This window comes from Vibrio barjaei, assembly GCF_001639065.2.
In the GTDB taxonomy this organism is placed as follows: Bacteria; Pseudomonadota; Gammaproteobacteria; order Enterobacterales; family Vibrionaceae; genus Vibrio; species Vibrio barjaei.
This window is the reverse complement of sequence record NZ_LQXO02000053.1, coordinates 241,919-268,914: the sequence shown is the minus strand read 5'-3', so window position 1 is coordinate 268,914 and position 26,996 is coordinate 241,919. Positions and strand designations below refer to the sequence as shown.

The 26,996-nt window shown below is 43.5% G+C and carries 21 protein-coding genes; 10 read left to right on the top strand and 11 right to left on the bottom strand.

Annotated features, from left to right (window positions below):
• The first annotated feature begins 184 nt into the window (after positions 1–184).
• Complete coding sequence (gene ygfK / locus AWH66_RS21810; RefSeq protein WP_063603484.1) at positions 185–3,301, top strand: putative selenate reductase subunit YgfK; 3,117 nt, start codon at positions 185–187, stop codon at positions 3,299–3,301.
• 15 nt (positions 3,302–3,316) lie between these two features.
• Positions 3,317–4,645, top strand: coding sequence for a putative aminohydrolase SsnA (gene ssnA / locus AWH66_RS21805; RefSeq protein WP_063603485.1), 1,329 nt, complete (start codon positions 3,317–3,319; stop codon positions 4,643–4,645).
• Between the two features lie 74 nt (positions 4,646–4,719).
• Here ssnA and AWH66_RS21800 read toward each other — a convergent pair whose 3' ends face one another.
• Positions 4,720–6,285, bottom strand: coding sequence for an arylsulfatase (locus AWH66_RS21800; RefSeq protein ID WP_063603486.1), 1,566 nt, complete (start codon positions 6,283–6,285; stop codon positions 4,720–4,722).
• Between the two features lie 334 nt (positions 6,286–6,619).
• Between AWH66_RS21800 and AWH66_RS21795 the strand changes: the two genes are divergently transcribed.
• The gene (locus AWH66_RS21795) at positions 6,620–8,167 is read left to right on the top strand and encodes an arylsulfatase (protein WP_063603487.1); all 1,548 of its coding nucleotides are present in this window, start codon (positions 6,620–6,622) and stop codon (positions 8,165–8,167) included.
• 208 nt (positions 8,168–8,375) lie between these two features.
• On the top strand, positions 8,376–10,445 hold the full coding sequence (helD, locus tag AWH66_RS21790; protein WP_063603488.1) for a DNA helicase IV: 2,070 nt from the start codon (positions 8,376–8,378) through the stop codon (positions 10,443–10,445).
• Positions 10,446–10,498: 53 nt separating this feature from the next.
• On the opposite strand, the gene AWH66_RS21785 is transcribed toward helD, so the two are convergent.
• On the bottom strand, positions 10,499–12,244 hold the full coding sequence (locus AWH66_RS21785; protein WP_063603489.1) for a methyl-accepting chemotaxis protein: 1,746 nt from the start codon (positions 12,242–12,244) through the stop codon (positions 10,499–10,501).
• A 224-nt stretch (positions 12,245–12,468) separates the two neighbouring features.
• Here AWH66_RS21785 and AWH66_RS21780 point away from each other — a divergent pair, with 224 nt between their 5' ends.
• Positions 12,469–13,110: a beta-phosphoglucomutase family hydrolase gene (locus AWH66_RS21780; protein ID WP_063603490.1), complete on the top strand. Its 642-nt coding sequence runs from the start codon at positions 12,469–12,471 to the stop codon at positions 13,108–13,110.
• Between the two features lie 65 nt (positions 13,111–13,175).
• Here the strand turns inward: AWH66_RS21780 and AWH66_RS21775 are convergent, their stop codons facing one another.
• Complete coding sequence (locus tag AWH66_RS21775) at positions 13,176–13,649, bottom strand: BamJ family beta-barrel-assembly machinery protein (RefSeq protein WP_063603491.1); 474 nt, start codon at positions 13,647–13,649, stop codon at positions 13,176–13,178.
• Between the two features lie 15 nt (positions 13,650–13,664).
• Positions 13,665–14,291: a thioredoxin domain-containing protein gene (locus AWH66_RS21770; RefSeq protein WP_063603492.1), complete on the bottom strand. Its 627-nt coding sequence runs from the start codon at positions 14,289–14,291 to the stop codon at positions 13,665–13,667.
• Positions 14,292–14,480: 189 nt separating this feature from the next.
• Here AWH66_RS21770 and AWH66_RS21765 point away from each other — a divergent pair, with 189 nt between their 5' ends.
• Complete coding sequence (locus AWH66_RS21765) at positions 14,481–15,107, top strand: OmpA family protein (protein ID WP_083400103.1); 627 nt, start codon at positions 14,481–14,483, stop codon at positions 15,105–15,107.
• A 68-nt stretch (positions 15,108–15,175) separates the two neighbouring features.
• On the opposite strand, the gene AWH66_RS21760 is transcribed toward AWH66_RS21765, so the two are convergent.
• Together AWH66_RS21760 and AWH66_RS21755 are read right to left on the bottom strand one after the other, a co-directional pair.
• Positions 15,176–16,924 carry a formate--tetrahydrofolate ligase gene (locus AWH66_RS21760; protein ID WP_063603493.1) on the bottom strand — a complete coding sequence of 583 codons (1,749 nt, stop codon included), beginning with the start codon at positions 16,922–16,924 and terminating at the stop codon, positions 15,176–15,178.
• Between the two features lie 165 nt (positions 16,925–17,089).
• Positions 17,090–18,394, bottom strand: coding sequence for an inosine/guanosine kinase (locus AWH66_RS21755; RefSeq protein ID WP_062459330.1), 1,305 nt, complete (start codon positions 18,392–18,394; stop codon positions 17,090–17,092).
• A gap of 213 nt (positions 18,395–18,607) precedes the next feature.
• On the opposite strand from AWH66_RS21755, the gene AWH66_RS21750 reads away from it, so the two are divergent.
• Positions 18,608–19,555 (top strand): sensor domain-containing diguanylate cyclase, encoded by a 948-nt coding sequence (locus AWH66_RS21750; protein ID WP_063603494.1) that lies wholly within the window; start codon positions 18,608–18,610, stop codon positions 19,553–19,555.
• A 52-nt stretch (positions 19,556–19,607) separates the two neighbouring features.
• Here AWH66_RS21750 and AWH66_RS21745 read toward each other — a convergent pair whose 3' ends face one another.
• Complete coding sequence (locus AWH66_RS21745; protein WP_006074376.1) at positions 19,608–20,084, bottom strand: CreA family protein; 477 nt, start codon at positions 20,082–20,084, stop codon at positions 19,608–19,610.
• Between the two features lie 73 nt (positions 20,085–20,157).
• On the opposite strand from AWH66_RS21745, the gene AWH66_RS21740 reads away from it, so the two are divergent.
• Positions 20,158–20,658 carry a hypothetical protein gene (locus AWH66_RS21740; RefSeq protein WP_063603495.1) on the top strand — a complete coding sequence of 167 codons (501 nt, stop codon included), beginning with the start codon at positions 20,158–20,160 and terminating at the stop codon, positions 20,656–20,658.
• A gap of 124 nt (positions 20,659–20,782) precedes the next feature.
• Entirely contained in the window at positions 20,783–21,442 is a 660-nt protein-coding gene (locus AWH66_RS21735) for an HAD-IA family hydrolase (protein WP_063603496.1), read from the top strand.
• On the opposite strand, the gene AWH66_RS21730 is transcribed toward AWH66_RS21735, so the two are convergent.
• The 3 genes from AWH66_RS21730 to AWH66_RS21720 form a co-directional block, all read right to left on the bottom strand.
• On the bottom strand, positions 21,417–21,629 hold the full coding sequence (locus AWH66_RS21730) for a hypothetical protein (protein WP_006074373.1): 213 nt from the start codon (positions 21,627–21,629) through the stop codon (positions 21,417–21,419). The genes AWH66_RS21735 and AWH66_RS21730 overlap by 26 nt on opposite strands.
• A 299-nt stretch (positions 21,630–21,928) precedes the next feature.
• Complete coding sequence (locus AWH66_RS21725) at positions 21,929–23,365, bottom strand: methyl-accepting chemotaxis protein (RefSeq protein ID WP_063603497.1); 1,437 nt, start codon at positions 23,363–23,365, stop codon at positions 21,929–21,931.
• A gap of 144 nt (positions 23,366–23,509) precedes the next feature.
• Positions 23,510–24,748 (bottom strand): aromatic amino acid transport family protein, encoded by a 1,239-nt coding sequence (locus tag AWH66_RS21720; protein WP_063603498.1) that lies wholly within the window; start codon positions 24,746–24,748, stop codon positions 23,510–23,512.
• Between the two features lie 577 nt (positions 24,749–25,325).
• On the opposite strand from AWH66_RS21720, the gene AWH66_RS21715 reads away from it, so the two are divergent.
• On the top strand, positions 25,326–26,267 hold the full coding sequence (locus AWH66_RS21715) for an endonuclease/exonuclease/phosphatase family protein (protein ID WP_063603499.1): 942 nt from the start codon (positions 25,326–25,328) through the stop codon (positions 26,265–26,267).
• A 61-nt stretch (positions 26,268–26,328) separates the two neighbouring features.
• Here AWH66_RS21715 and AWH66_RS21710 read toward each other — a convergent pair whose 3' ends face one another.
• Complete coding sequence (locus AWH66_RS21710; RefSeq protein ID WP_006074368.1) at positions 26,329–26,895, bottom strand: PhnA domain-containing protein; 567 nt, start codon at positions 26,893–26,895, stop codon at positions 26,329–26,331.
• Positions 26,896–26,996 lie beyond the last annotated feature (101 nt).

Below are 26,996 nucleotides of genomic sequence, written 5' to 3'. Positions count from 1 at the left end.
TAAGATTACACTTTAATCAAATTAATAACTATTCTCAACAGCCTTTATTATCAGACCTCTGTCACGAAATAGCAGTTAAAATGTCTTCATGTTAAGTAATTAGACAACCTTGGCTTAGTGATTGCTCTTATCTCATTAATTCATTTACACAGAAGTACAAGCGAATTAATAAAGGAGTGTTACCATGGGAGATATCATGCGCCCAATTCCATTCACCGAGCTGCTTGAACGCATGTTTGGTGAGTATCATCAAAGCAAATCGATTTTCGGCATCCCAGAAAAGCAGTTCTATAAAAAACAGACAAACCAACACCTTGCGGTCTGGGGTGAAAACTGCGAAACCCCTGTAGGACCTGCCGCCGGACCTCATACTCAATTGGCACAGAACATCGTTACGTCTTGGCTTGCTGGTGGTCGCTTCATGGAGCTTAAGACTGTTCAGAAGTTAGACCGTCTTGAAATTGCTAAACCATGTATTGATGCAGAAGATGAGTGTTTTAATACGGAATGGTCAACTGAGTTTACGTTACACAAAGCGTATGACGAATATTTGAAAGCATGGTTTGCGCTGCATCTACTGGAATCAGTATTTGATAGTAAAGCGGCGAAGCAAGCGAAATCATTTATTTTTAATATGAGTGTTGGCTATGATTTAGATGGTATTTTGACTGAGCCAATGCAAGAGTATATTGATAATATGCTCGATTCTTCAAAGCATCCAAAATTTGCACAATATTCAACAGAGTTAAAAGACTTTATCGCCAATAATAAACTGTTGAATAGCAAAACATCAGAAACTGAACTGCAACAATTATTCGAAATGGTAGATGATATTCCAGTCAGTTTGACTGAAGGGGTGACACTATCAACCATGCACGGTTGCCCACCAAACGAAATCGAAGCGATTTGTCGTTATATGTTGGAAGACAAGGGCATCAATACCTTCGTTAAATTGAACCCTACGCTGCTAGGTTATGACCGTGTTCGCAGTATTCTTGATCAAACGGGCTTTGATTATATCTCCCTTAGCAAAGAAGCATTCTCTCACGACTTGCAACTGCAAGATGCGAAGGCCATGCTTCATCGTCTAGTTAAGCTTGGTAAAGATAAGAATATCGGCTTTGGTGTCAAACTGACGAACACTCTTGGTACATTGAACAATAAAGGTCGTCTTCCTGATAAAGAAATGTACATGTCTGGTCGTGCCTTGTTCCCTCTATCTATCAATGTGGCGTTGGAATTGTCTCGCGAGTTTAACGGAACGCTACCCATCTCTTATTCTGGAGGTGCAAGCAAGTTCAACATCAGAGAGATCTTTGAAACCGGTATTCGCCCAATCACTATGGCGACAGACCTACTAAAACCAGGCGGCTACTTGCGCCTTGCTGACTGTGCCAAAGAGCTTGAAGTGAGCACTGATTGGGCAATGCGCGGCGTTAACCTAGAGCGTTTGGAAAAACTGGCAGAGAAGTCTTTGTGCGCTGAATACACGCAGAAAGAGTGGCGTGGTCCAGAAGAAATTACTGTCGAACAACCAGTGCCACTAACGGATTGTTATGTCGCACCTTGTGTAACAGCGTGCCCTATCAGCCAAGATATCCCTGAATACCTGCGTCTAATGGGGCAGCACAAGTATACCGAAGCGTTGGAAGTCATTTACGCTCGAAACGCTTTGCCTTCCATCACAGGTCATATTTGTGATCACCAATGCCAATACAACTGTACTCGTCGCGATTACGAAGGTGCATTAAACATTCGTGAAATGAAGAAAATTGCGCTAGATAAAGGTTGGGATGGTTACCAGTCAAAATGGCATCATCCAAATCTGGATACAACCAAGCAACCAGTCGCGGTTATTGGTGCAGGTCCTGCGGGTCTATCAGCGGCATACTTCATTGCTCGTGCTGGTCATCCTGTGAAAATCTTTGAGAAAGAAGAGAGCGCAGGTGGTGTGGTCAAACACATTATTCCTCAGTTCAGAATTCCTGAGAAAGCCATTAGACATGACATTGAGTTTGTTGAAGCTCATGGTGTGGAATTTGAATATGGCGCGAATCCAGATATCACTATCGACCAGCTGAAAGAGCAGGGCTATCAATACATCTGTTTGGGTATCGGTGCAGACAAAGGTAACCCTATCAAGTTAGCGGGTGACAATAACAACATTTACAAGTCTCTAGACTTCTTACGTCGCTACAACGATGGTGAAGCGTTAGCACTTGGTAATCATGTAGTAGTAGTGGGGGCAGGTAATACCGCGATGGATAGTGCGCGTGCCGCGCTTAAAGTCAAAGGTGTTGAGAAAGTAACGGTACTTTATCGCCGTACTGAAGCTGAAATGCCAGCATACAAAGAAGAGTATGACGAAGCGGTTGAAGATGGCGTGAACTTCAAGTTCTTAACCAATCCAGAAGAGTTCCATCAAGATGGCACTATCGTAGCGCGTGTCATGACATTGGGTGAATCTGATGAGAAAGGCCGCAGACGTCCAGTAGCAACCGATGAAACCATTTCACTCAAAGCAAGCGCAGTAATTACAGCAGTCGGTGAACAAGCGAACCGTGATGTGTTAACGCGTATTGGTGTGCCAATGGGTGAAGACGGTTGGCCAGCAGTCAACAATGACACTTGCGAGACTCAGGTCGAAAACGTGTTCTTGCTAGGTGATGCGCAAACTGGTCCATCATCGATTGTTTCGGCTATTTCAGGTGGTCGTAAAGCGGCGTCGGCAATTATCGAGCGTGAACTTCAATCTGAAACGTTAGCTCAAGTTGAGTCTTCAGTAACGGCAGCGGAAGTGTATCGTAAGAAAGGTGAAATCAAAGTTGCGCTGCTTGAAGCGACCAAGCTTGAAGAAAATGACCGCAATGAGTTTGTTAAGCAAGAAGCAGAGCGTTGCTTAGAGTGTTCTTATGTGTGTAGTAAGTGTGTGGATGTGTGTCCGAACCGAGCCAACATGTCACTGCCGATTCCTGGCTTCAAAGACCAGTATCAAACACTCCACCTTGATGCTTACTGTAACGAGTGTGGCAACTGTGCTCAATTCTGCCCTTGGGACAGCAAACCTTACAAAGATAAATTTACGTTGTTCAGCTTGAAAGAAGACTTTGATTCAAGCACTAACCCTGGTTTCTTAGTTCAAGGTGATGAACTGTTGCTAAGAGCTCAAGGGGAAGTCGCAACCTATCAAATTAATCAAAATGGTCAAATCGAGTTGCCAGAAACGTTAGCTGATGAAGCCACTATTATTCAGTACGTTCTATCGAACCACAAATACTTGCTTGGCGCTGTAGAAGTGTAAAAGGAGAATAGAATTATGTTGATAATTAAGAACGCAACAGCGGTACAGATGGAACCGGCCTTTATTAAGGAAGGGATTGATATTGCGATCGAAAACGACCTTATCATAGAAGTCGGTGAGTCGCTCAGTGCCAAGTATCCAAATGCTGAAGTGAAGGACTTTACTGGTAAGCTAGTAATGCCGGGCATTGTTTGTTCGCACAACCATTTCTATTCAGGATTGGCTCGCGGCATCATGGCGGACATCAAGCCAAGTCCAGATTTTATCTCCATCCTGAAGAACCTATGGTGGCGAATGGACCGCGCATTGGATGAAGAAGCCTTGTACTACAGCGGCTTGATTTGTTCATTAGAAGCCATTCGTCATGGCTGTACATCGGTGATCGACCATCACGCCTCACCAAGCTACATTGAAGGTTCACTGGCGACGTTACGTAAAGGCTTCTTAAAAGCGGGCCTTCGTGGTATGACGTGTTTTGAGACGACTGACCGTAACGGCGGCGTTGAAGAAATGGCGGCAGGCGTAGAAGAGAATATTCGCTTCGCACAACTTGTAGATGCAGAAAAAGAGCGAGGTGTTGAGCCTTATCTGGTTGAAGCTCATATCGGCGCTCATGCTCCGTTTACCGTGTCGAATGAAGGTATGGCAATGCTGTCGGAAGCAGTGAAAGCGACTGGGCGTGGCTTACATATTCACGTTGCAGAAGACCGTTACGATGTGACTCATAGTCATCATCATTACGACCAAGATATTGTTGAGCGTCTCGATAGCTTTGGCTTAATCGATAACAAAACACTGCTTGCTCATGGTTTATTCTTGTCCGAGAAGGACATTAATATCTTGAACAAACACGATGGCTTCTTGGTTCATAATGCGCGTTCGAACATGAACAACAACGTAGGTTATAACCACCAGTTACGTCAGTTCAAAAACGTCGCGATTGGTACCGATGGCATTGGTGCAGATATGTTCGAAGAGCTTAAATTTGCGTTCTTCAAGCATCGTGATGCTGGTGGTCAAATGTGGCCTGATAGCTTTATGCGTCATCTATGGAACGGTAATGAGATTCTTGGTCGTAACTTTGGTGCTAAGTTTGGTCGTTTGGAAGCGGGATATAAAGCGGATCTAACGATTCTCGATTACACCTCACCAACACCTTTGGTTGCTGACAACTTACCGGGTCACTTTGCATTCGCACTTAACGCGAGTAACGTAAACAGTGTGATGGTGGAAGGTAAGTTCTCTTACCTAAACCGTGAGTTCCCATTCGATGTTGAGCCTATTTACAAAGAGGCGCGGGAAGTCGCTGCTCGTTTATGGAAAGACATGGACAATCTTGATTAACCCTTTCGCTTGATTGACCAATAATAAAAAGACCAGCATAAGCTGGTCTTTTTTGTGAAGAGAATCTGTGGAGATTACTTCATTTGTTGTACTTGTTTTTGAAGCTGATCAAGTTGCTTCATCTTGCCCTGAAGACCTAGAGACTGATAGTCAATTGCTGCTGGGTTCATCATCTGACCTTGCTGCATTGGGTAATCAGGCAGAGTTTGGAAGAATTCGCCAAGTACGTCTTGAATTGGTACGAATAGCCACATGTTGTCTGCCATCCAACGTAGGTACATGCCAGATTCGTGTGGTGCTTTCTCAAATGGGTCAGCACGTAGGTGAATGATCTTCGGCCAGTTAGGAGAGAAACGTACCGCGTCAGTGATGTTACCTTCTAACGTTGCGAAGTGCAGTTTCCAATCATTCCAACGAACCGCGTTCAATTCGCCGTTTGCTGTGAAGTAAAGTAGAGACTCACGAGGTGCTTTGTCAGTTTTACCTTCAAAGAATGGCTTGAAGTTGTAGCCATCAATATGTACGCGCCAGTCTTTGCCGTTTGCTTTGTAGCCTTTAGCTAGCTTTTCTTTCACATCAGGAACACCTGCTGCAGCAAGAAGTGTTGGTAGCCAGTCTTGGTGAGCCATCATTTCGTTGATCTTAGTACCTGGTTCAATTACGCCAGGCCAGCGAACAAGTTGAGGAACGCGCATACCGCCTTCCCAAGTGGTGCCTTTTTCACCGTGGAATGGCGTCGCACCGCCATCAGGCCAGCTTACTGTTTCAGCACCGTTATCAGTAGAGTAGATAACAATCGTGTTGTCAGCGATGTTTAGTTCATCCAGTTTGTCTAGTAGGATACCAACTTGGTCATCGTGCTCTAGCATGCCATCCGCATAGATAGAGATACCAGATTTACCTTGATACTTCTCTTGTAGACGAGTCCAAACGTGCATGCGTGTTGTGTTGTGCCAGATGAAGAATGGTTTATCAGCTTTCACTGCCTTTTCCATAAATGCCAGAGACGTTTCTAGGAACTCTTCATCAGCATGCTCCATACGCTTACGCGTCATAGGACCAGTATCCTCAATTTTGCCATCAGCAAACGACTTGATTACACCACGAGGGCCATAGTTCTTGCGGAACTCTGGATCTTTAGGATAGTAATAGGTCTCTGGCTCTTCTTCAGCGTTAAGGTGGTAAAGGTTACCAAAGAACTCATCGAAACCATGGTTAGTCGGCAAGTGTTGGTCTTGGTCACCTAAATGGTTTTTACCAAACTGAGCCGTCATGTAACCTTGCTCTTTGAGTAGATCTGCAGTGGTTGGAGCCCAGTCAGGGATACCGTGTGTTGAACCTGGCATACCGATCGTTAGTAGACCAGTACGGAAAGGTTCTTGACCAGTAATGAAGGCAGCGCGACCTGCTGTACAAGATTGCTGACCGTAATGGTCAGTGAAAAGTGCACCTTCGTTAGCAATACGGTCGATATTTGGAGTTTCGTACCCCATCATACCTTGGTTGTATGCGCTGATGTTCCAATAACCAACATCGTCACCGAAAATCGCAAGGATATTCGGTTTATCTGCCGCAACTGCAACTGAAGATGTAGCAATAAGCCCAACGCCCATTGCAATCTTACTTAAGTGGTTTGCCATTATAGACTCCATCGTCTTTTACTCATTGATTTTGCAGTAAACACCTGTGTCGGTGCTTATTTGCTTTGCACTCTATTTGAGCGCTGCGATGGTGTCGTCTTATACAGACTATAAAAAAAAGTTATATTTGGTAAATATTCTTATCTAAATCATAAGGTTGAGTTTTTACGATCCCCTTACTTGCTAGTTAATTGCTATGTGAGATGAATCAAAAAATCCAATTAATGTTTATTAATCTATTAATAGTAGGAATTGTCTTAGATTTTTGGCGGTTATGTGTGTTTGCGACTATACGTTAATGGGCAGGAAGCGACCAACTAACGTAGAGGTTTACATGACAACACATAGAAGGTTTAAGCGGAGCTTAGCAGTTTTGGCTACCGCGTTATTTGGTATATCAGCCAGTGCATACGCAGAAGATAAGCCCAACATCTTGGTGATATGGGGAGATGATATTGGTCAGTCCAACGTCAGTGCATATACATTTGGTCTTATGGGATATAAGACGCCTAATATCGACTCTATCGCTAAAGAGGGCATGATGTTCACTGACTACTATGGCGAGCAATCGTGTACTGCTGGCCGTTCTACATTCATCACCGGTCAAAGTGTATTGCGTACAGGCTTAAGTAAAGTGGGTCTACCGGGGGCTGACCTTGGGTTGCAAGCGGAAGATGCGACTATTGCGGAGCTACTTAAGCCTCATGGTTATATGACAGGGCAATTTGGTAAAAACCACCTTGGCGACAAAGATGAGTTTTTGCCCACTAATCACGGCTTTGACGAATTCTTTGGTAACCTTTACCACTTGAATGCTGAAGAAGAACCCGAGAATATCGATTATCCGAAAGATCCCGAATTCCGTAAACAATTTGGACCTCGAGGGGTTATCAAATCCTATGCAGACGGCAAAATTGAAGATACTGGGCCTTTAACTCGCAAACGTATGGAAACCGTGGATGAAGAGACTCTTTCTGCGGCTCTAGATTTTATGGATCGCGCGGTAGCGGCTAAGAAACCTTTCTTCGTATGGTGGAACGCGACACGTATGCACTTCCGTACTCACGTTAAAGATGAGAACCTCGGTAAATCAGGCATTAGTTTTTATGCTGATGGGATGATTGAGCACGATAACCAAGTCGGCGAACTACTTAAAAAGGTCGATGAATTGGGAATCGAAGACAACACAATTGTCTTTTACTCAACGGATAATGGTCCGCACATGAACACGTGGCCAGATGCGGGTCTTACTCCTTTCCGAGGTGAGAAAAACACTAACTGGGAAGGAGCGTATCGTGTCCCTGCAATGGTGAAATGGCCGGGTAAAATTGAAGCGGGCTCGGTATCCAACAATATTATGCATCACATGGATTGGTTACCTACGTTATTAGCAGCGGCTGGTGAACCGGATGTAAAAGAGAAACTTCTGAAAGGGCACAAAGCAGGCGACAAGACATTTAAACTTCACCTTGATGGTTACAACTTCCTTCCTTACTTAACGGGTGAAAGTGAAGAGTCACCGCGTGCGGAGATTTTCTACTTCTCAGATGACGGTGATTTAACCGCTCTACGTTATAACAACTGGAAAGTGGTATTTATGGAGCAGAGGGTAGAGGGGACGTTGCAAATATGGGCAGAACCTTTCGTGACACTTCGCGTGCCAAAAATCTTCAACTTGAGAATGGACCCCTATGAGGTCGCTGATGTTACCTCCAATACATACTATGACTGGATGTTGGATCGTGTATATTTGTTAGTTCCAGCTCAAGTATATGTAGGGAAGTTCTTAGAGACCTTTAAAGAATTCCCACCAAGGCAAAAAGCGGCAAGCTTTAACTTGGACGAGGTGATGGACAAACTTCAGACCCCGACGAATAAGTAGCTAATCTGTATCTGGAAAGCGCCCTAAGTTTTGGGCGCTTTTTTTGTGGGTGTTCGTAATAAGAAGAGCTCTGTATGTTAGAGGACGATAGGAAATCGTAATTCGAGTTTAGATTCCTTTTCGCAGATTTTACATAAAGTTATCTGGAAATCGTTGGCTGATACAGTAGACTAGTGAGAGATTTGCTGATTAGAACCCTTAGAACAACATGCTGCTAACTGCCTCCCCAACCGCTGAGTTATTTACTCAACACGAATTTCGCTCTCTTGAACTTAATGGCGATAGCCTTGTGCTGCACTCGGTGCGCGCCGAAGTTCGAATTCCGTTTAGTGAATGGTCGGGAAAATTGAGTGTTAAGCGAGGGTTAGTTTGGTCATCAGTGTCGGTGTTTGCACACGAAGAGAATGGCAAACAAGTGTGTTGGGTTGTTCAGGGGGTACCTTGGAGAGAAGCGCAGGACTTTGCCAAACATGCTGTGAGTTGTTATCAGCAATGGCATCATAAACAATGCGGTTTGCTGAATACCTATCTACCGAAATGGGAAGATGAGTTACGACGCTTGCGTTCTCTGCCGCAATTTTTGCCTCAATCGCAAATGGTGTCATGGGCGGATGAAGTGAACGCGGAGTTCCTTGAAATCAACATGTCATTGTCTGAAGCGATGCGCACAATGCCAAAGCGAATCAACAACCTTATCCCATGGTTGGATGATACAGCGACAGTGCTAGCAGAACGAAACCAAACATGGTTGGAAAATGAGCGTGAGAATTGGCAGGTATTATTCTCGCAATCTGAGTCATCTCCACTTAATTACTCACAACAAATGGCGGTTCTGCATAACAACGATCAAAACCTGATCCTTGCCGGAGCAGGTTCAGGTAAAACGAGTGTGCTGATGGCGCGTGTGTCGTATTTGCTGCAAAGTCATCTCGCGCAGGCTGAACAGATACTGTTGGTGGCGTTTGGTCGAGACGCTGCTAATGAAATGAAGCAACGCCTTGAGAAAAAACTGGGTCAAACGGCCGATGCTATTTCGGTGCTGACCTTCCATCAATTAGGACTGAAGATACTCAAAGAGACTGAGAATCAACCACCTCAATTAACGCCATTAGCGACTGAGCAAACACAAAAAAACGCTTGGTGCATTGACTGGCTGAAAAAGCATTGGATGACACCAACTAACTTCAAACGTTGGCAAAAGCACTTATCTAAATGGCCTATTGCCTACTTAAAAGGAGATGAGGAACTTGGCAGTCAAAGTGAAAACCCCAAGCTCATCGCCTGGCTAGAACAGCAACTAGACCAATTGATCTCTGCTGGATTATCGAAGAAAGCGATTCAACAGAAAGTCATCGACGAAGAAGAGTATGCGCGGCTTAATAGCGAATTGGCGCTATGTTGGCCTTGTTATCAGGCCTGGCAAAAGATGCTCAAAGAGAATGAGCAAATTGATTTTACCTCGATGATTACTAAAGCGACCAAGCATGTTTCTGCTTCGCGCTTTAAATCGAACTGGAAGTTTGTCATGGTCGACGAGTATCAGGATATTTCCCCTGATCGTTTAGAGTTGGTTCAAGCCCTTTGTGAGCAAAAGCTTCAAGATGGTACCAATGCAACACTTTATGCTGTAGGCGATGACTGGCAGTCCATCTATCAGTTTACAGGCTCTGATGTTGATTTGACGACAGGCTTTGAGCAACGATTCCCTAACGCCTCTATCCACTTGTTAGATACGACATATCGTTTTAATGACAAGTTGTTGGAAGTTGCGTCTGACTTCATTCAAGCCAATCCGACACAACTGACTAAAGATATTAAGAGCCACAAATCCGCTAAGCAAAAAGCAGTGATTGTGGAGCAGGGCAGCCGTGTAGAGAAAATTCTTGAGGAACTGAATAGCAAGTCCAAACAAGGTAAATCAGTGTTGCTGTTAGGACGTAACCACTATCATAAACCGGAATTGTTTGGTGATTGGTGTAAGCAGTTTGCAAACTTGTCGTTGGAGTTTATGACCTGTCACTCTAGTAAAGGCAAAGAGGCGGATTACGTTATTGTAGTGGGTGCTGACGAGGGACAGTTCCCAGCGAAAAGGAAGTTCGTTCACCTAAATAATGCCTTGACCATAGGCACTGATACCTATGAACACGCAGAAGAACGTCGCTTGTTCTATGTTGCATTAACAAGAGCAAAAACAAAAGTGTGGGTGACGTATCAATCCTCACCATCGATATTTGTACGCGAACTGATGGAGCACGAACAAGTGCTTGTTAAAAAGTAATTGAATACAAAAAGGCCACATTTTAATGTGGCCTTTATCTTAGTTACCGTTTCCTAAATCTTAAAGATTGAAATGGCACTGTCCATTTTTGTGGTTTGGCTAGACACGTTTTTCACTTCATCTAAGCAGTTACGTGCGTTTGACATGTTGTCATTAGAAATCTCATTGAGTTCTGTAATAGATTCGCCTACCTGACCCATTACTATGCCTTGCTCTTCAATCGCAGCAGCTATTTGATCGGAGTTGGTCTGAATTTCAGCCATGTCCTCAGAGATTTGCTGTAGTGCACTATCAAGCTTCGCAGAGGCAGACAATGTTTCTGCTCCTTGAGCGTTGCATTGCTCTATGTCGGTGACCACCGTTGTCATTTGAGCCTGAATTGCACTGACGAGGTTGGTGATCTCTTCCGTGGATTGATGTGTTCGGCTAGCCAAGGCACGAACTTCGTCTGCAACTACTGCAAATCCGCGCCCTTGTTCGCCAGCGCGAGCAGCTTCAATAGCGGCATTTAGTGCCAGCAAATTGGTTTGCTCTGCGATGTCTTGGATAATGTGAACCGCTCCGCCAATTTTGCCAACATGCTCATTCAAAGAACGAATTTCATTGTTACTTTCCGCTAGCACGGAAGAAAGGGACTCGATATTGCCGACAGTGTTTTCAACAAATGCGCGGCTGTTCTGAGAGTTGTCCGCTGCTTTGTTGACCACATCAGCGGCGCTGTGAGTAGTTTGTGCAATTTCGTCAATGGTGGTTACCATTTGCTGAACAGCCGTTGCCATTGAGTTAGTGTGGTCACTTTGACTATGGAATTGATGAATCACATTCTCCAATTCATCTTCCATATTGGTGCTGCTGCTTCTAAGCTCTGACGATTGCTTTTGTGTGTTACCAACTAATGAAGCAAAGTTATCCAGTAATGAATTGACGGCTTTACCAATCGAAGCTATCTCATCGTTACCCTTAACTGACACTCTTTTAGTTAGGTCATTGTGTTCGGCGATATCCGAGATAGTAGACTGCAAACGGTTTACATTAAGGTTGATTGCCCTAACGATGTAAGTGATGAGAGCGGCAATGACAACAAGTAATAGAACAGAAATGGTCCATTTTGCGGTCATGATGGTTTGGATCTTGTCATCAAGTACACGGTTTAATTGAGCATTAAAATCTTCAAAATCTGTTTCAATCTTATGAGAATTGCTGCGAGTTAGACCAAGCAAACCTTGGTCGTAGGCAAAGCCAATGACTTCACGTTGCTTAAGGACATTTTGACCAACAGTATTAAGTGATGGGTTGTTGGTTGATTTCACGGTCACTACATTGCCAAACATAACATCATCGTGGTACTGCAATAATTCACGAGTGATGTATCGATCAAGCTCTTGATGGAATACTTCAAGAAATTGCTTAGACAAACCCTGTGAAAGGTTTAGACCAAGTACAACATAACCATTTACCAGTTTTGTGAAGGCTTGTTCGTAAGCGGTAAGTTCCGCTGATAGTTGATTTGGAAGAGAGACTCCAGCGTTGGCAAGGGTTAGCTGAAGTTCATTCTGTTGGTTACGGAACTGTTCAGCGTTAGCTCTGAACTTTACTAGGTATTTTTCGTCTTTACGTAATAAAAAGTCTTTTTCATTTCTACGCAGATTCAATAAAGTGACTTCAAGTTGACTCAGTTTAGTGAGAGCATTGGTAAGGTTCTCTGTAGTCTTCGCAAAGTAGCTACTAGACATTAACATTGAGGCGATAGCCAAAACGGATATTGACCCTAAAAGTAGAAGTTGGTGCTTGATCTTCATTATCAACCTTTTCATATTCGCGAGAAAGATATTGCCAGCAATTGGATTGGCAATATGAATATGTGTGCTTAAAATTTTCTGAGCGCGGAATGTATCAACTTGTTGATTTCTAGTCACTTATAAAAGTTTTTCTAAACTCAAAAATGGAAAGACTACACAAAACTAAGCCGTTTTTTTATTATTTACTATTGTATCGGTAAGCGTACGCTGTTCTTTAGTAATAAATGTGTAATATATCTGTCGTTGATGAATTAAAAGAGGTTAACTGCTTGTTAAATTTAGAGTTGTATGAAGGAATTATCTTCGATATGGATGGCACGTTGTTAGATACTATGCCAAATCATGTCTTAGCGTGGGAAATGACGGCGACGAAATTCGACTTTCCGTTTGATCGCCATTGGCTGCACTCATTGGGAGGTATGCCAAGTGTGAAGATCGCGGGTGAGGTGTCGAAGCGTTATGGTATTGAATTGGATCCGAAACAAGTGTCGATATTTAAGATGAATGCTTTTGCACAATTACCACTAACAGGTAAACCAATAGCACACACCTATAAAGTGTTTCAGAAATATAAAGGTACCAAACCCATGTCGATAGGTACGGGCAGTCAGCGCGACTCGGCATTGAAGCTCTTGACGCACGCTGGGGTTTTGAATGACCTAGATTGCGTAGTGTCGGCCACCGATGTGGAGAGTCACAAACCTAATCCAGAAACGTTCTTGTTAGCGGCTAAGAATATGGGTGTAGAGGCTAAGAAGTGTGTAGTTTTTGAAGACACTCAACTAGGTCTTCAAGCTGCGCATGCTGGTGGAATGGATTGCTATTTGGTTACTGAGTCAGGCTTTGAATTTCATCCGGTACAATGACCTTTACGATAGAGAACGAAACAAAAAGAACACCTTATAGGTGTTCTTTTTGTTTATCGTTTTGATTATTGAATTTCAATCAATTCAACATCAAAAATCAGTACTGCCGACGGAGGGATAGGGCCAGTACCTTTCTTGCCGTACCCCAATGTGCTCGGTATGTACAAGCGATATTTATCACCTTCAGACATGTGTTGAAGGCCTTCTTGCCACCCTTTGATAACTTGGTTCAGACCGAAACTAATTGGTGTACCGCGGTCAACTGAGCTATCAAACACAGTACCGTCGATAAGTGTGCCGTGATAGTGCACTTTAACTTTGCTTTTAGGGCCAGGCTTCTCTGTATTACCACTGGTTTCCAGTACTTCGTATTGTAAGCCGCTCTCAGTAGTAATAATGCCTTCTTTCTTAGCGTTTTCTAGAAGAAATGCTTGGCCTTGCTGGAAGTTCTCTTCACCAGCTTTGCTGTTGCTCCAAGTTCGATAGATCATGAATGCCGCTAATAGCAGGACAATGAGAGGGATTAAGACTTTAGACACAGTAATTCCTTATTGTTATTTTGTTTTTAGGTAGTTGATGGTTTCAGCAATTTCATTAATGTCTTGGTGACCCGCTAGCATCACTTCGTATTTACCATTAACGATAAACGTTGGAACTGCATTAATTTGTGCTTTAGTTGATACGGTTTCTGCTGTTTGGATGTAATTAAACAGTTCTTTTTGTTGCTCCTCACTCAGATTGTATGGGCTAACCATTCCACGAGACTCAAAGATTCTATCTAATTCAGCTTTCTTTGCGCTGCCATCCATATCTGGGTTTTGAACGAGCGCGAATAGCTCGTCTTTCATATCAGCAGGAACCACGTTGTTTTCTGACTGCATGACCGCAGAGTAGAACAACATACCTGCGATTTGTGCGCTTTCATTAAACATCACATGGACTTTACCAAGTTTACTATCAGTTAATGACTCTAGCTCAGGAAGCATTGGTTCAAGGTTACGACAGTGACCACAGCCTAGAGAGAACACTTCGGTAACTTGAGGTAAGCGCAGTGTGCTCAGGTTGGTATCAAGTGTGCGGTATTGCTTGCCCTCAACGGGTGTCGTATCAGAGTCACTACAAGCCGAAACAACAAGAGCCAAGGCCATCACAGATAAAGTTTTAGTAAGAGTTTTAAACATGTTTAAGCTTCTATAGGAAAATAACTCACAGAGTTTAACGTTTATTTAAGTCTGCTTACAAGCAAATCAGCTCGCCAAATCGTTACAAAGCAAAACCTAAATTCCGTTAGTTTTTTTCTGATTCACTATAAAGTTTCCTTATTTATCGCCGATAGTTAACAGCGTATAAAGGAATAATTGGAGAGTGACATGTTTACGTTGAAACAAGCAGGGATGGTCTTGGCGGCCTCCTTACTAGCAGGCTGTAGCGCGGTCTCATCGACAACAAGTAAACTGTTTCCAGACATGCTGCAAACGGCTCCGAAGTCGGAGTTTGATGTGATGCACCCAGAATGGGCGGATGCGCCAAAAATCGCCTCAACCAGCGTTCAAGGACCTTACGGGCAAATGCGCACCGAGTCTTGGAATGTTCTCGAGCGCTACTTGGTCAATAACGGTCTCGACTATGAACTAGTGCCAGGTGACTACGTCATGATCCGCCTAAAGCAAAAAATCCACTTTAATACTGGATCCGCACATGTAGCCAACACTTCCGCACAATGGCTGCAACAATTAGCGAGCTTTCTATCTGGTCAGCAAGGGATTGATGTTGTAATTGGTGGGCATACAGATAATACCGGAACAGTGGCAATCAACGATAAGCTTTCTGACAAACGTGCTGAGAGCGTTCGTCAAACCTTGATCAGTCAACAAGTGCCTAGGCAGATGATCTATACGCGTGGTTATGGCGAAAATGTTCCAGAGTGCACCAACCAAACACAATATGGAAAGGCCTGTAATAGGCGCGTCGAGTTGACCTTGATAGTAGCGCAGTAGATAGTTAAGACATTAAAAAAAGCGACGTTGTAACGTCGCTTTTTTCATAGCTATATCAGATAAATAGATTAACTTAATCCAATAATATTGCCTTCGTCATCAAGATCAAGAGACATAAAGGCAGGTTTGTCAGGTAATCCTGGCATCGTCATTACATTGCCGCAAAGAGCATAGATAAAACCAGCACCAGCACACAAACGCAACTCACGTATTACAACATCAAAATCTGTTGGTGCACCCTTGATACTGCCATCGGTGGTGATAGACAGCGGGGTTTTAGCAAGACATACGGCGAGGTGATTGAAGCCATGTTTTTCATAGAGCTCAAGCTGCTTTTGCGCTTGATAAGACAAAGTGACGCGAGCGGCACCGTAGCCACCTTCGCATACTGCCATGAGCTTAGATTCAATGGGTTGATCGAGTGTGTAGAGTGGCTTGAAGTTCGCTTCGTTTTCACAGGCCGCTATAACTTGCTGTGCGAGTTCTTTAGTGCCTTCGCCACCCTTTGCGAAACCTTCACTAATTGCTACTCGGCAATCTTGTTCGAGCGCTTCAATCCAAGATTTTAGAAGGTTAAGTTCTTCGTCACTATCTTGAGGGAAGCGGTTAATAGCAACGACTGCTGGTACACCATATTTAGCTACATTGCTGATATGCCATTTCAAGTTCTCGAACCCTGCTTGCAGGGCATTCGAATCATTGCCGTAGATAGAGTCTGGAATAGGCATACCTGGTTTGAGGTCATAGAGTCCAGAGTTCGCTTTTAAGCCACGAAGTGTCGCCACGATTACCGCACAGTCAGGTTTTTTATCTGTAGCGGAAGCTTTGATATTACACGCTTTTTCAAAACCCATATCAGAACCAAAACCACCTTCAGTGATCGTATAGCGGCTCAACTTTGTCGCTATGCTATCGGCAATAATGGAAGAATTACCATGAGCGATATTGGCAAAAGGACCCGCATGAATAAGCGTTGGAACACCTTCAAGAGTTTGCATTAAAGTTGGCTCAATGGTTTCTTTCATACTAACAGCCATGGCACCTGCAACCTGAAGATCTTCGGTGGTAATTGGCTCACCATCCAAAGAGTAGGCCACGACAATACGGCCGATACGTGAACGAAGATCTTTTAAGTCTTTTGAAAGCGCCAAAATCGCCATCAGTTCTGAGGCTGCTGAGATATCAAATCCGTCTTCACGCTCATAACCATTAATGGTTTTGTTCACTTCGTTTCGGCCAACTGTCACCATGCGAAGTGCGCGGTCGTTGTGGTCAACTACGCGTTTCCAGACGACATTCTTGATATCGATTTTTAGGGCTTTAAGACCGGTACGAGTTTCAAAAGCTTCATAACCTTGGCGCTGTTCGTGATAAATACGAGCATCAATTGCGGCTGCTGCGAGGTTGTGAGCGGCGGTAACCGCGTGAATATCGCCCGTCAGGTGTAGGTTCAATTCTTCCATCGGTGCAACTTGAGAGTAGCCGCCACCTGCAGCGCCACCTTTAACACCAAAAATCGGACCCATAGAAGGTTGACGAATACATGCCATGACCGATTGACCAAGTTTTTTCAGACCTTGTGACAAACCGATAGTGGTCACGGTTTTACCTTCACCTAGTGGTGTAGGAGTAATTGCGGTGACGACGACAAGCTTGCCATCAATATTGTCTTTGAGTCGGTTTACCGCGTTTAAGGAGACTTTTGCCTTGTGAAAACCTTGAGGATGAAACTCAGAGTCGAGTAGTCCAGATTGCTGAGCAATCTCAGAAATAGGGGAAAGAGACGTCGTACGACAGATATCAATATCAGATAGCATTAACGGTCCTTAAAAGCCACAAAATTATTGAGGAAAACGTTTGCGTCAGGATAATACTGGTTAAAAATTCTTTGTAAAGTTAAATATTCAGCAACCTGTTCTATTTTTAATCACTCTTTATTTAGTTGATTGTTTTGAAAACAAAAAGAGGCCGAAGCCTCTTTTTTATCGATCCCAGTATGCTTCTTCCAAGCTGTCTTCTCGTTCTGGTAACGAGCGGGTGAGTCGTGGCGAGTGCTGTGTTAGGACTTCGTAACTTACTCGGTTCGCATACTTACAAATTTGCGAAAGAGACGAGTAGGTTAAGCAAGGGGCAACATGCTTATCTGACTCAGGAACATTCTGGCAATGAAAGTCATTGGCTGTCATGTCGTGAAGTAGCGCAGATAGAGCACCATCACCTGCGCCATTGGTGTTCTTAATCTCCAGTGGACCACCTAAATATGGGCCAATATGAGAGTAGACTTTCTGTGGGTCTGCACAATCCGCTTTACGCATTGCTCGGCTAAATTCAAACTTGTTGAACTCGTCGATTTCGCCTTCAAGAATATCGTGCGTCGTTTCACGAAGTGCGACATTGTCACAATAACCGGCCATATATAGGCCATCAGGGCCAGCAGTACACAATACCAAATCTACCCAATCTAACGCTTTGTCGGCGGCGAGTAGTGGGTCAGAGAATCCGGTGAGTGCTTCACCTTCTTCTTCATTCATAGCAACGATAGTGACATTGTCTTTAATGTAATCCTGCCAGAACTTTTCGTTGCCTTCGATAACCCACTTAGTTCCCAGCGTTAACACCACGGGTACCGATTTCGCTTTTGCGATCTCGATTGCACGTGCAACCGCTTTAGGCATCGGGTCTTCTGGCTTACCACGCATTAGATAAGAAGAAACAACCAAAGCTGAAGCTTTGTTAAACACAGACTCAGGAATACTTTCTGGCTTAAGCTGGTTCATTTCACCTTCATTGATCGCGAATGTTCGCTCACCATCGTCGGTGATTAACGTGTAACAACGGCCGATTGGACCATCAACGGTTTGTAAATGGTTCAGGTTCATTCGTGAAGAAGTTCGGCATAGATAACGATAACCGTACGAACCTACTTCAATGTTCTTTGACATAACACCCAGCAAAACAGATTTGCTATCTGCCAAAACTGAATAGTTGTGTAGCGTGTTACCAATAGTGTCACCTGGGAATTGGTGAGTAATTAGTCCTTCAGCAACCAGTTCTTCATAAAGCGCGTCTGCCTTACTTTCTTCAAGCACCAGAGAGTGGCCTTTACTTAGGTCGTACTTAGCAAGAAAAGTATCGTCAACTCGTGCTTCGATATCAACGATAGTTTGACCAACACCAATAATAGTCGGTCGGAATAGCTTTGGAGCTGACTGAGCTTGGCTAACAGACAGATCTTTCTTGCTAGTTGGGAAATAGTGTTTTGACTTACGTTGTCCAGGGAATCTCATAGTAAACGCTGATGGAACGAAATTTGGCGGCATGATATCACAATGGCTTCAATAATGTTTCATAAAATTGCAGCATTTATGTGATTTGAACTGTATATGAGAGTGGGTTAAATCCAATCTTTAATCAGACTGTTAACCAATGCATAACCCTAATCTTGACATGGCTTATCAGCCTACTAACCTAAGACTAATTATAATGATACGGATTGCATATTGAATATTTCGAGCCTAAGCCCAGATAAAATTCAAGAAGTGCTTGATCGCATGGATTGTTATTTCTTTATCAAAGACAGAAATGGATGTTACACCTACGTCAATGAAGCGGTATGCCAATTGTTTGCCCGTGCTAGAGAAGAGATCATCGGTGCTGATGACAGTCACTTTTTCTCGATAGAGCAGGCAAGTGATATTATAAAAAATGATGTGTCGGTACTGAATGGCAAAACGGTTTCAAACGTTGAAGTGAACACGTTGAAATCGGGTGAGGTTAAGTACTACCAGAATATGAAGTCGCCTATTTTCAATAACCATAATGAGGTAGTCGGCATCTTTGGGTTAGCGATTGATATTTCAAAGACCGTCGCACGCCACAATGAACTTGAGTTTCTCGCTATTAGGGATGTGTTAACTGGCTTATATAATCGTCGATTTCTTGAACTCCAATTAAAGCATGAAATCGCATCATTTAAACGACATGAGCATGATATGTCTTGTTTAATGTTGGATGTTGATGGATTTAAGTCCATTAACGACCGATTTGGGCATAGTATTGGAGATTACGTTCTTCAGTCGATAGGTAAGACCCTGTTAGGGACGGTGCGAGAAGAAGATTTCTGTTTTCGGTTTGGTGGAGATGAGTTCACTATTTTACTTCCAAAAACCTCGCTGCCCGATGCTTACAGGTTGGCTGAGAGAATACGTGAAGCGGTAGCAAGTAAAACCCTCTACTCAAGTACTGGTCATCCGTTCAAGATCAAGATAAGCCTTGGTGTTGCATCACTGCAAAAAGGGTTGGAAGATCAACTGTTGGCGTTGGCAGATAGAGCTTTGATGGAAGTAAAGCTCAACGCTAAAGGGAAGAATACCAGTTACGTGTTCTGTGACCATTTAGAGTCCGTCACAAGCTGTAATGGCTGTATACAAGCGGGTCAATGTAAATAATAGCGACGGGTGGAAGCGGGTACTTCTAGTTATGAAAGTACCCGCTTATGTTTTATTGGGCTACTTCAGTGGCCGGCTCAACATAGGCGGCAGTATTCCATAGTGGAACAGTTGAGAGACTGTGCTTAAAACTGCCCGATGTCTCTTTGGTAGAATATGAAAGATACATAAGCGTTTGATTATCTTTGTCATAGATGCGGCGTACTTTCATACTCTTAAAGAAAATACTCTTAGACTTCTTGAAAACCACTTCGCCTGACTTCGACTTATCAATTTGCGCGATCATTTCTGGTGTTATCTCACCAGTTTGTCGGCATGAGATAGAGCTGTCACTTGGGTCGGATAGGCTTAAGTCAGCTTCAATGCTGGCAATATGGCAAGTGACACCAGTAACAATAGGATCGGTTAGAGTATTGAGTTTGATATCTTTTAATGTGAACATACCCAGCGATACATCACCTACCTCTTTATCACCACAACCGTATAAGGCTAGTGTCAGAGCAGGGACCAGCAAGAGCTTTTTAAACATAGAGAGCATTCCTTTTTATTAACGCTTTTGTATACCATAACCAAGGTTACTCGAAAAATCGAACAGGATTATTATGAAAGATGTCGCAGAACGACTTTATACCAACAAAAATCAATGGCTGGCGAGCCAGATAGACGTTGATTTCCCAACACCTGAAAGCGTGCAGGGAAGGGCATTGTATCAAGAGTCGTTGTCGAGCAACTACTTAGAGTCGCTTAAGGCGAACTCTGAAAACGATTTGAACATCGAGTGGCACAAGGTTGATTTCCATAGATTAACAGTCATGTTTGCTTTATTGCAGGCGAAAAGATGGGCGGTTGAACAACATCAGAATGCGATTGTGGAATTTTTCGCACAAATTATTTTGGACCAGTCGCATGACCTATATCTGGGCTTTGAGGGAGGTGAAGCTTGCGCCGCGGTGTTAATAAGTAAAGAAGATACCGTTGTTCTTTTCTCGGACTTAGTTACCTGTCATAGCGCACAGGGCTTACGTCCTGAGTCCATTATAGCGTCTCTAATACAAACCTTAGATATTGCAAAAGAATCTGACCTTTGGATTGAAAAACGGTGATCTGCTTGGAAGTTTCGATCATCAAGTAAAACAATATATAAAAACTCACGCCTAGCCCCACATATTGATCAGGGAAGTATATTAATATTTTACGAAAAATAAGTGTTGTAAGGCTTGGTGTTTGATGTCAAAAGTAAAATGTGTGTTGTTTGATTGTGATGGAACACTGGTCGATAGCGAAAGATTGTGTTGTGAGGCGATAGTTGCCACGTTTGAACAGGTAGGGGTAACCCTAAGCATAGAAGCCGTATCGGATAACTTTTCAGGCGGTAAGATAGCGGACGTTCTATCTTCCGCTCAATCATTGGCACAAAGTCATGTTTCGCTGGATTTACTAGAACCTATTTATCGTAATGAAACCCAACGTTTGTTTGAGCAGAAGCTTAGACCTATGGAGGGGGCATTGGAGTTGCTTTCTCACTTGGAGCAACAAGGCATTGAATATTGTGTTGTGACCAACAGTCCACTTTCTAAAGCTCAGAAGATGCTCTCTATTGTTGGTTTAAGTGAGAAATTCAGAGGTAAAGTCATCTCTGCTTTTGATGCCAATAGTTGGAAGCCTGAACCCGATTTACTTCAATATTCAGTGACTATGATGGGTTTTCTACCGGATGAGTGCGTTTATATCGATGACACATCGAAAGGTGTCAAAATGGGCATAGCGGCAGGTATTAGGACCATACACTTCGCCACGAGCTGTGATTATGAACAGAAAAATGCAACCTGTTTGACGTCAATGAAACAGGTCATTGAGCACATTAGTGAACAGAACAGTTTAGTGTAAAAGGTTTGATTGACGTGGCATTGAACTTTTGTTGGTAGCTACGAGTTGTTTGCTTCGTCAATTCCGTGGTGTAGTAGCCACATTCCGCACACAAGAACGTTTCGTTATCTTCTGACAACAGGCCTTCATCAGCTCCGCACTCGGGACATAGTCCTGTATATGGTTCTTGTGATTTGCTATGTGACATATCTCTCCTAACTACTCGAAGTTACCTTGACCTATTAATAGTAATACGAGCTCAAATATCTAGTGTGGAAAACTGCTCTATTTCACGTACTAATGCGACTTATGTCACTAACAGTCATTATTGGTCGCTATTTGTACATATGAGATATTGGTTCAATGAATTAGGATGTGTGTTGATGGGTAATTTTATGTGCATCAAGGTTGGTATTTGTCGTTTCTTTGTTTCTTAGAAGTAAAGCAACAAAAAAGCCAGCAATGCTGGCTCTTTAATTTGAAATGCTGCGTTATGCTCAGAGCATATTAAGTGCGGTAACGAGTCAGTACTTCACCCAGTGTAACCGTCGCTTTAGTAAGGTTTGAGACGCCCACCTCACTTTGTTCCGCTACTTCGCGAATGGTACCGGACTGAACTCGAATATCACTTAGCTCTGCTGCAATTTCAGCAGCCACCGCGCTTTGTTCCGCTGCAGATGTAGAAATCTGCGTACTCATATCCATTACTGCGCGAGAAGAGTCAGCGATAGAGTTGACATCATGTCCAATCTCCGAAATCAGTGCACTACTGGATTCGGCTTGTTCTACGGTTTGTTGAGTAATGGCAGCAATATTCTGACTTTCAGATTGAAGCTTTTCAATCATAGCTTGAATTTCAACCGTAGCTGTCTGGGTACGTCCTGCTAACGTGCGAACCTCGTCTGCGACGACCGCGAAGCCGCGGCCTTGTTCACCCGCTCTGGCCGCTTCAATAGCGGCGTTTAGTGCTAATAGGTTAGTCTGTTCAGAGATTGCATTGATGGTGGTAATTACTTCATTAATTTGGGTCGTATTATCCGTCAAAGCTGCGACAGAGTGTGAAGCTTCTTCGATAAACGCAGACAATTGATTGATATCACCGATAGCTTGTTGAACGCGTTGATAGCTAAGCTCAACTTGCTTAGTATCTTCTTCTGCTTGTTCATTTGACTGGCGAGAAATGTTCGACACTTCTTGAGCGGAAGCCGTCATCTGCTCCATGGCCGTAGCAACTGAGTCAAGTGAGGCATACTGATTGTTGATTTGGTTGTTACTCTTCACCATTTCCTCTTGGAAAGAAGAAGCGGTTTCTTCGAGGCTGGTAGCCGATGATTTAACGGTGGTGACTAACTCAGTTAAAGTGTCCATAGCGCGATCTAACGCCACACCTATGGTTCCAAACTCATCGCGGCCAGCAACAAAATTAAGACGAGAGGTTAGGTCGCCATCGGCAATTTTCTGAGTGGTGGAGTAAAGAGTAAATAGTGCACCACCGAGAAAAGTGGCTAACCAGTAGCTAAAGATAGAAAAAGGCAGTAGCCAGAGATAAGTGAGAGCAAGAGAGGTAAGTGCTTGGGACTTGACGTTGTCAATTTGTATAGAAGCTGAAGTGGTTAGGCTGTAATTTTTGCCATCCAATCCGCGAGCTGTTGCTGTCACCAGGCCGTTATTGATCGAGGATGCTTGGCCTGCGGACTCCATAACGTTGAAGTTTTTCAAAATGCTTGAGTTACCCGTTGCTGAACTTGCCTCTAAATAACTAGATAGCTTGGCTTCAGCACTAGCGATTGCTTGTTGCTCGGCATTTGAGACACTGTCTTGGTAACGACCGACCGCAGAAAAGGTAAGTGCTGCGAAAAATAGGGCAAACAGTACCCACATCTTGTCATTAATCGACATCTTGATGAACAAGGCGTCGATCTTTCTAAATTTCACTTCTCTCATGATAACTCCGGGAGTGATATTGTTATTTGAATAGACTGATAAAATTAAAGGCCCTCATTGAGGACCTTCAATCTTGGTATGATATCGACATTTTATGTAATACATTTAGATGCATTCATTTTAAATGTGATAACGATCACTTAACTAGCCAAGTGCAGGGAGGATCTTAAATGTTACAAGCAACTGAGAACCAACAATAATCACACCGATCAACATTGAAGAATAGAGTGCAATGTGTCCGCCAGCGACTTGATAGCCAGTTTCACTTGTAAGCTGTTTACGTGTTTTCGCCACCATGATGGTTGGTAGGAAGATAGCCAGTACAGCAAGTGCGATCGCTGCGTAACCTAGTGCCATGATGAAGCCTTGTGGATAGAACAAAGCAAAACATAGCGGTGGAAGGAATGTCACTAGCGCAGCAATTGCGCGTTGAGAGAATGACAGACCTCCTGTTTGCTTGGTGCCATTTTGTTTTGAAGTGAACTTGCTGCCCAAATCTCTCAAGTATTCAAAAAGACCTAAGCTCACACCCAAGAACGATGTTACTAGGGCTAGATCAGCGAATACACCAATAATGGTAGCTAGCTTCTCGACATGGACAGCTTCTGCCAATAAGCCAATTAGGTTTGACAAACCAGAGTTTTCAATCAGCGTACTTTGTTGTACCACGCCTAACGTGACGATCTGCCAGAAAATATAAATAACAAGGGGCAAGCTAGAGCCAATAACAATCGCTTTTTTCAGCGCTTTTGTGTCGCCTTCAAGATAGTTCACAATCGCAGGAATACTGCCGTGGAAACCAAAAGAAGTAAAAATGACTGGGATAGAAGCGACGATTAGACCTTGCTGGACAGGCATACTCATTAGGTAGCCTTGGGTGACATTAGGAGCCAACAAAAATAGAACGCTGCCCATTGCGATGAGTTTCAGCGTGAAGAGAACTCGATTGAGTTTATCTACTGCATGAGTACCAATGGTAACCGTTAACGCGACTAAAACCGTAAACAGAAGGGTGGCCACGGTTCCTGACAAACGAATACCAAATAGCATATCTAGACGGTCTGCAAACTGGCCGCCGCCACCTGCAATATAGGCCGCACAAAGTGCATAGAACAAAAACAGCATGGCGAAACTTGCGATGTATTTGCCTTTTTTACCCAGTACTTGTTTAGCTAGTGTGTGTAATGTCGCGGAATGATCGGCGTACTGGTGAAGTTCTACCATCAACAGAGCGGTATAAGCCATTAAGGCCCATAAGGCGAGCATGAGTACTAAAGAAGTGCCAAAACCAATACCAGCAGAGGCTATTGGAAGGGCGAGCATGCCAGCGCCAATGGTTGTACCGGCAATAATAAGTGTGCTTCCGAGAACTTTTGATTTCATTGTACAGTCTACTTTACAGCTTGTAGGTTACTTTGCATTATCGTTTTAACGAACACTCTAATTTGAGTCATTAATGCTGAATTTTCGAAGAGTATGCAGTGTAATAATTCAAATAACAAGCATAATGTAAACATAAATCTATCTAATGTAAATTTATGTTTACAATGGGTGTTGGGGTTGGCGATTTACTGGCTCCGCAATCGTTTAACAATGAGTTGTATCAAAATAAACGTCGATTTCTCTTGGGTTTCTTACTTTTGTCATATACGTTAGGTAAAACTCTATGACGAGTGTTCAAGCGATTTGTAGTTAGCGGTCTGGTGTTTAGGGCTATGAGTACAAAGGCGCTTGTTCTAAAACAGGATGACATTATGGAAACACAAACAAACGAAGAAGCACTCGAATGGCTAGATGCTATGGAGATTGGCTTCAAATTACCTGATTGCGAAGAATTGTCGCAAACGGAAGACTAATCAACATTCCTACATGCAAACCAGCTCGTACCAATTAACTGTGTGAGCACATAGACTTAAAGCCGCTACACTGAATATATGAATTCGGTTGGAGATGAGATGGTTTGCAACGATTACTACTATTCTGCATTATTCTATTCCCCTTACTCTCGGGGTGTTATCTCTACTATTTTGACCTGAACTGGCAGCTGGAAAATCTGGCCGCATTTATTGTCTTTATTCCCGCGTGTTATCTTATTCTCACGATTGTTCTGATTATCATTAAACAGATCTCAGCAGCAATGATGGCTGCGGTGTTGTCGGTTACCTCATTGGTTCTATTCGGAACGACGCCACAGTTTATTACTTCTGATGGTTGTGATGAGAACTACGTCAGTGTGATGCAATACAATACCTATTATGACAATCAGCAGCTTGGGAACTTTATTGACTTTGTTCGTGAGCGACGACCAGACATTTTGGTGTTGCAAGAAGTGTCCCCGCAACATGGGGAACAGCTTAAATTGTTGAAAGACCTTTATCCTTATCAATATGGTGGGCAGAGGCGAGTCGGTTATCCTAGTGGTCAAATGATACTTAGCCGCGCACCGTTGTATGGTATGAATACCACCACTTCGATATCGGGGCACAACATTATTCAAGTTGTTTGGCGAGCATCCAACGAACGAGATTTGTTTTTGATAGCTGCCCACCCACCATCTCCGCGATCAGAAGCACTCTGGCGTGAAAGAAATGAAGTAATTGAAGACGTTGTTGATATGGCGCAAGCGTCGCCGTTAGATGTGACCATTGTGGTCGGGGACTTTAATTTGGCGAGTACGACAGAGCGATTCGATCAACTACTACCGAGTTTTGACAAGCAACCCGTTGCTAGTTGGCCTAAATTCATTAAACGTTGGTCGATACCATTTGTGCCTGTTGTCGCGATCGACCATTTTTGGATACGGCGTGTTGGTGGCTCGCAAAACACTATTTGCTTTCGAGATAGTTTGAAACAGATTCAAGGGTCGGACCATGTTCCTGTTGAAACACGTTTTAGACTTTAGATGGGCAAAAAAAAGCGACCCTAAGGTCGCTCTTCTTTCGTTCATTATGAATTGAACATCATTATTTCTTGCGGCAGTATTCTGCAATCACATACATGGCTTGGCCGTTTGCTTTGCCTTGAACGTGCTTAGGGTCATCTGCGTTAACGCTAATACCACGAATCACAGTGCCTTGCTTGATTACTTGAGAAGAACCTTTGATTGGCAGGTCCTTGATGACCGTTACGTCGTCACCTTTTTTAAGTTCTACACCGTTTACATCACGTGGCTTTTCGATGTTTTCATCTAGACCAAGCTCCGCCCATTTGGCTACTTCTTCTTCTAGATACATCATATCAACAAGATCTTGAGCCCAACCTTCAGCGGAAAGACGCTTAAGTTGACGCCAAGCCATAACCTGAACAGGAGCAACTTGGCTCCACATGCTGTCGTTTAGGCAACGCCAGTGGTTAACATCCATTGTTTCCGGGTTTTCAATTTGGCCTGTGCAAGTGTCACAAAGCATAATCGCGTGATCAACCGTGATTTGGGTATGAGGAGCCACCGCGAAAGGCTTAAGTGCTGTTTCAGCACCACATAGTTCACATTTGTTTTCGCAGCGTTCAAGCATAGTTGCTTCAATAGACATACTTATACCTTTTATTTGGTGAGACGGGCCTAAGCCTCCGTCCGAATAGTTATGTGGTACTTACTTTGAGTATCACCGGTTTGATAGCCGCGCATTATACA

Coding starts and splice junctions, on each gene's coding strand:
- AWH66_RS21735 (WP_063603496.1), top strand. CDS start 20,783: ATGTCAAAAGTAAAATGTGTGTTGTTTGATTGTGATGGAACACTGGTC.
- AWH66_RS21720 (WP_063603498.1), bottom strand. CDS start 24,748: ATGAAATCAAAAGTTCTCGGAAGCACACTTATTATTGCCGGTACAACC.
- AWH66_RS21785 (WP_063603489.1), bottom strand. CDS start 12,244: ATGAAGATCAAGCACCAACTTCTACTTTTAGGGTCAATATCCGTTTTG.
- AWH66_RS21745 (WP_006074376.1), bottom strand. CDS start 20,084: ATGTTTAAAAAGCTCTTGCTGGTCCCTGCTCTGACACTAGCCTTATAC.
- AWH66_RS21800 (WP_063603486.1), bottom strand. CDS start 6,285: ATGGCAAACCACTTAAGTAAGATTGCAATGGGCGTTGGGCTTATTGCT.
- AWH66_RS21755 (WP_062459330.1), bottom strand. CDS start 18,394: ATGAGATTCCCTGGACAACGTAAGTCAAAACACTATTTCCCAACTAGC.
- AWH66_RS21730 (WP_006074373.1), bottom strand. CDS start 21,629: ATGTCACATAGCAAATCACAAGAACCATATACAGGACTATGTCCCGAG.
- AWH66_RS21725 (WP_063603497.1), bottom strand. CDS start 23,365: ATGAGAGAAGTGAAATTTAGAAAGATCGACGCCTTGTTCATCAAGATG.
- AWH66_RS21740 (WP_063603495.1), top strand. CDS start 20,158: ATGAAAGATGTCGCAGAACGACTTTATACCAACAAAAATCAATGGCTG.
- AWH66_RS21780 (WP_063603490.1), top strand. CDS start 12,469: ATGTGTAATATATCTGTCGTTGATGAATTAAAAGAGGTTAACTGCTTG.
- helD (WP_063603488.1), top strand. CDS start 8,376: ATGCTGCTAACTGCCTCCCCAACCGCTGAGTTATTTACTCAACACGAA.
- AWH66_RS21770 (WP_063603492.1), bottom strand. CDS start 14,291: ATGTTTAAAACTCTTACTAAAACTTTATCTGTGATGGCCTTGGCTCTT.
- AWH66_RS21795 (WP_063603487.1), top strand. CDS start 6,620: ATGACAACACATAGAAGGTTTAAGCGGAGCTTAGCAGTTTTGGCTACC.
- ssnA (WP_063603485.1), top strand. CDS start 3,317: ATGTTGATAATTAAGAACGCAACAGCGGTACAGATGGAACCGGCCTTT.
- AWH66_RS21760 (WP_063603493.1), bottom strand. CDS start 16,924: ATGCTATCTGATATTGATATCTGTCGTACGACGTCTCTTTCCCCTATT.
- AWH66_RS21710 (WP_006074368.1), bottom strand. CDS start 26,895: ATGTCTATTGAAGCAACTATGCTTGAACGCTGCGAAAACAAATGTGAA.
- ygfK (WP_063603484.1), top strand. CDS start 185: ATGGGAGATATCATGCGCCCAATTCCATTCACCGAGCTGCTTGAACGC.
- AWH66_RS21765 (WP_083400103.1), top strand. CDS start 14,481: ATGTTTACGTTGAAACAAGCAGGGATGGTCTTGGCGGCCTCCTTACTA.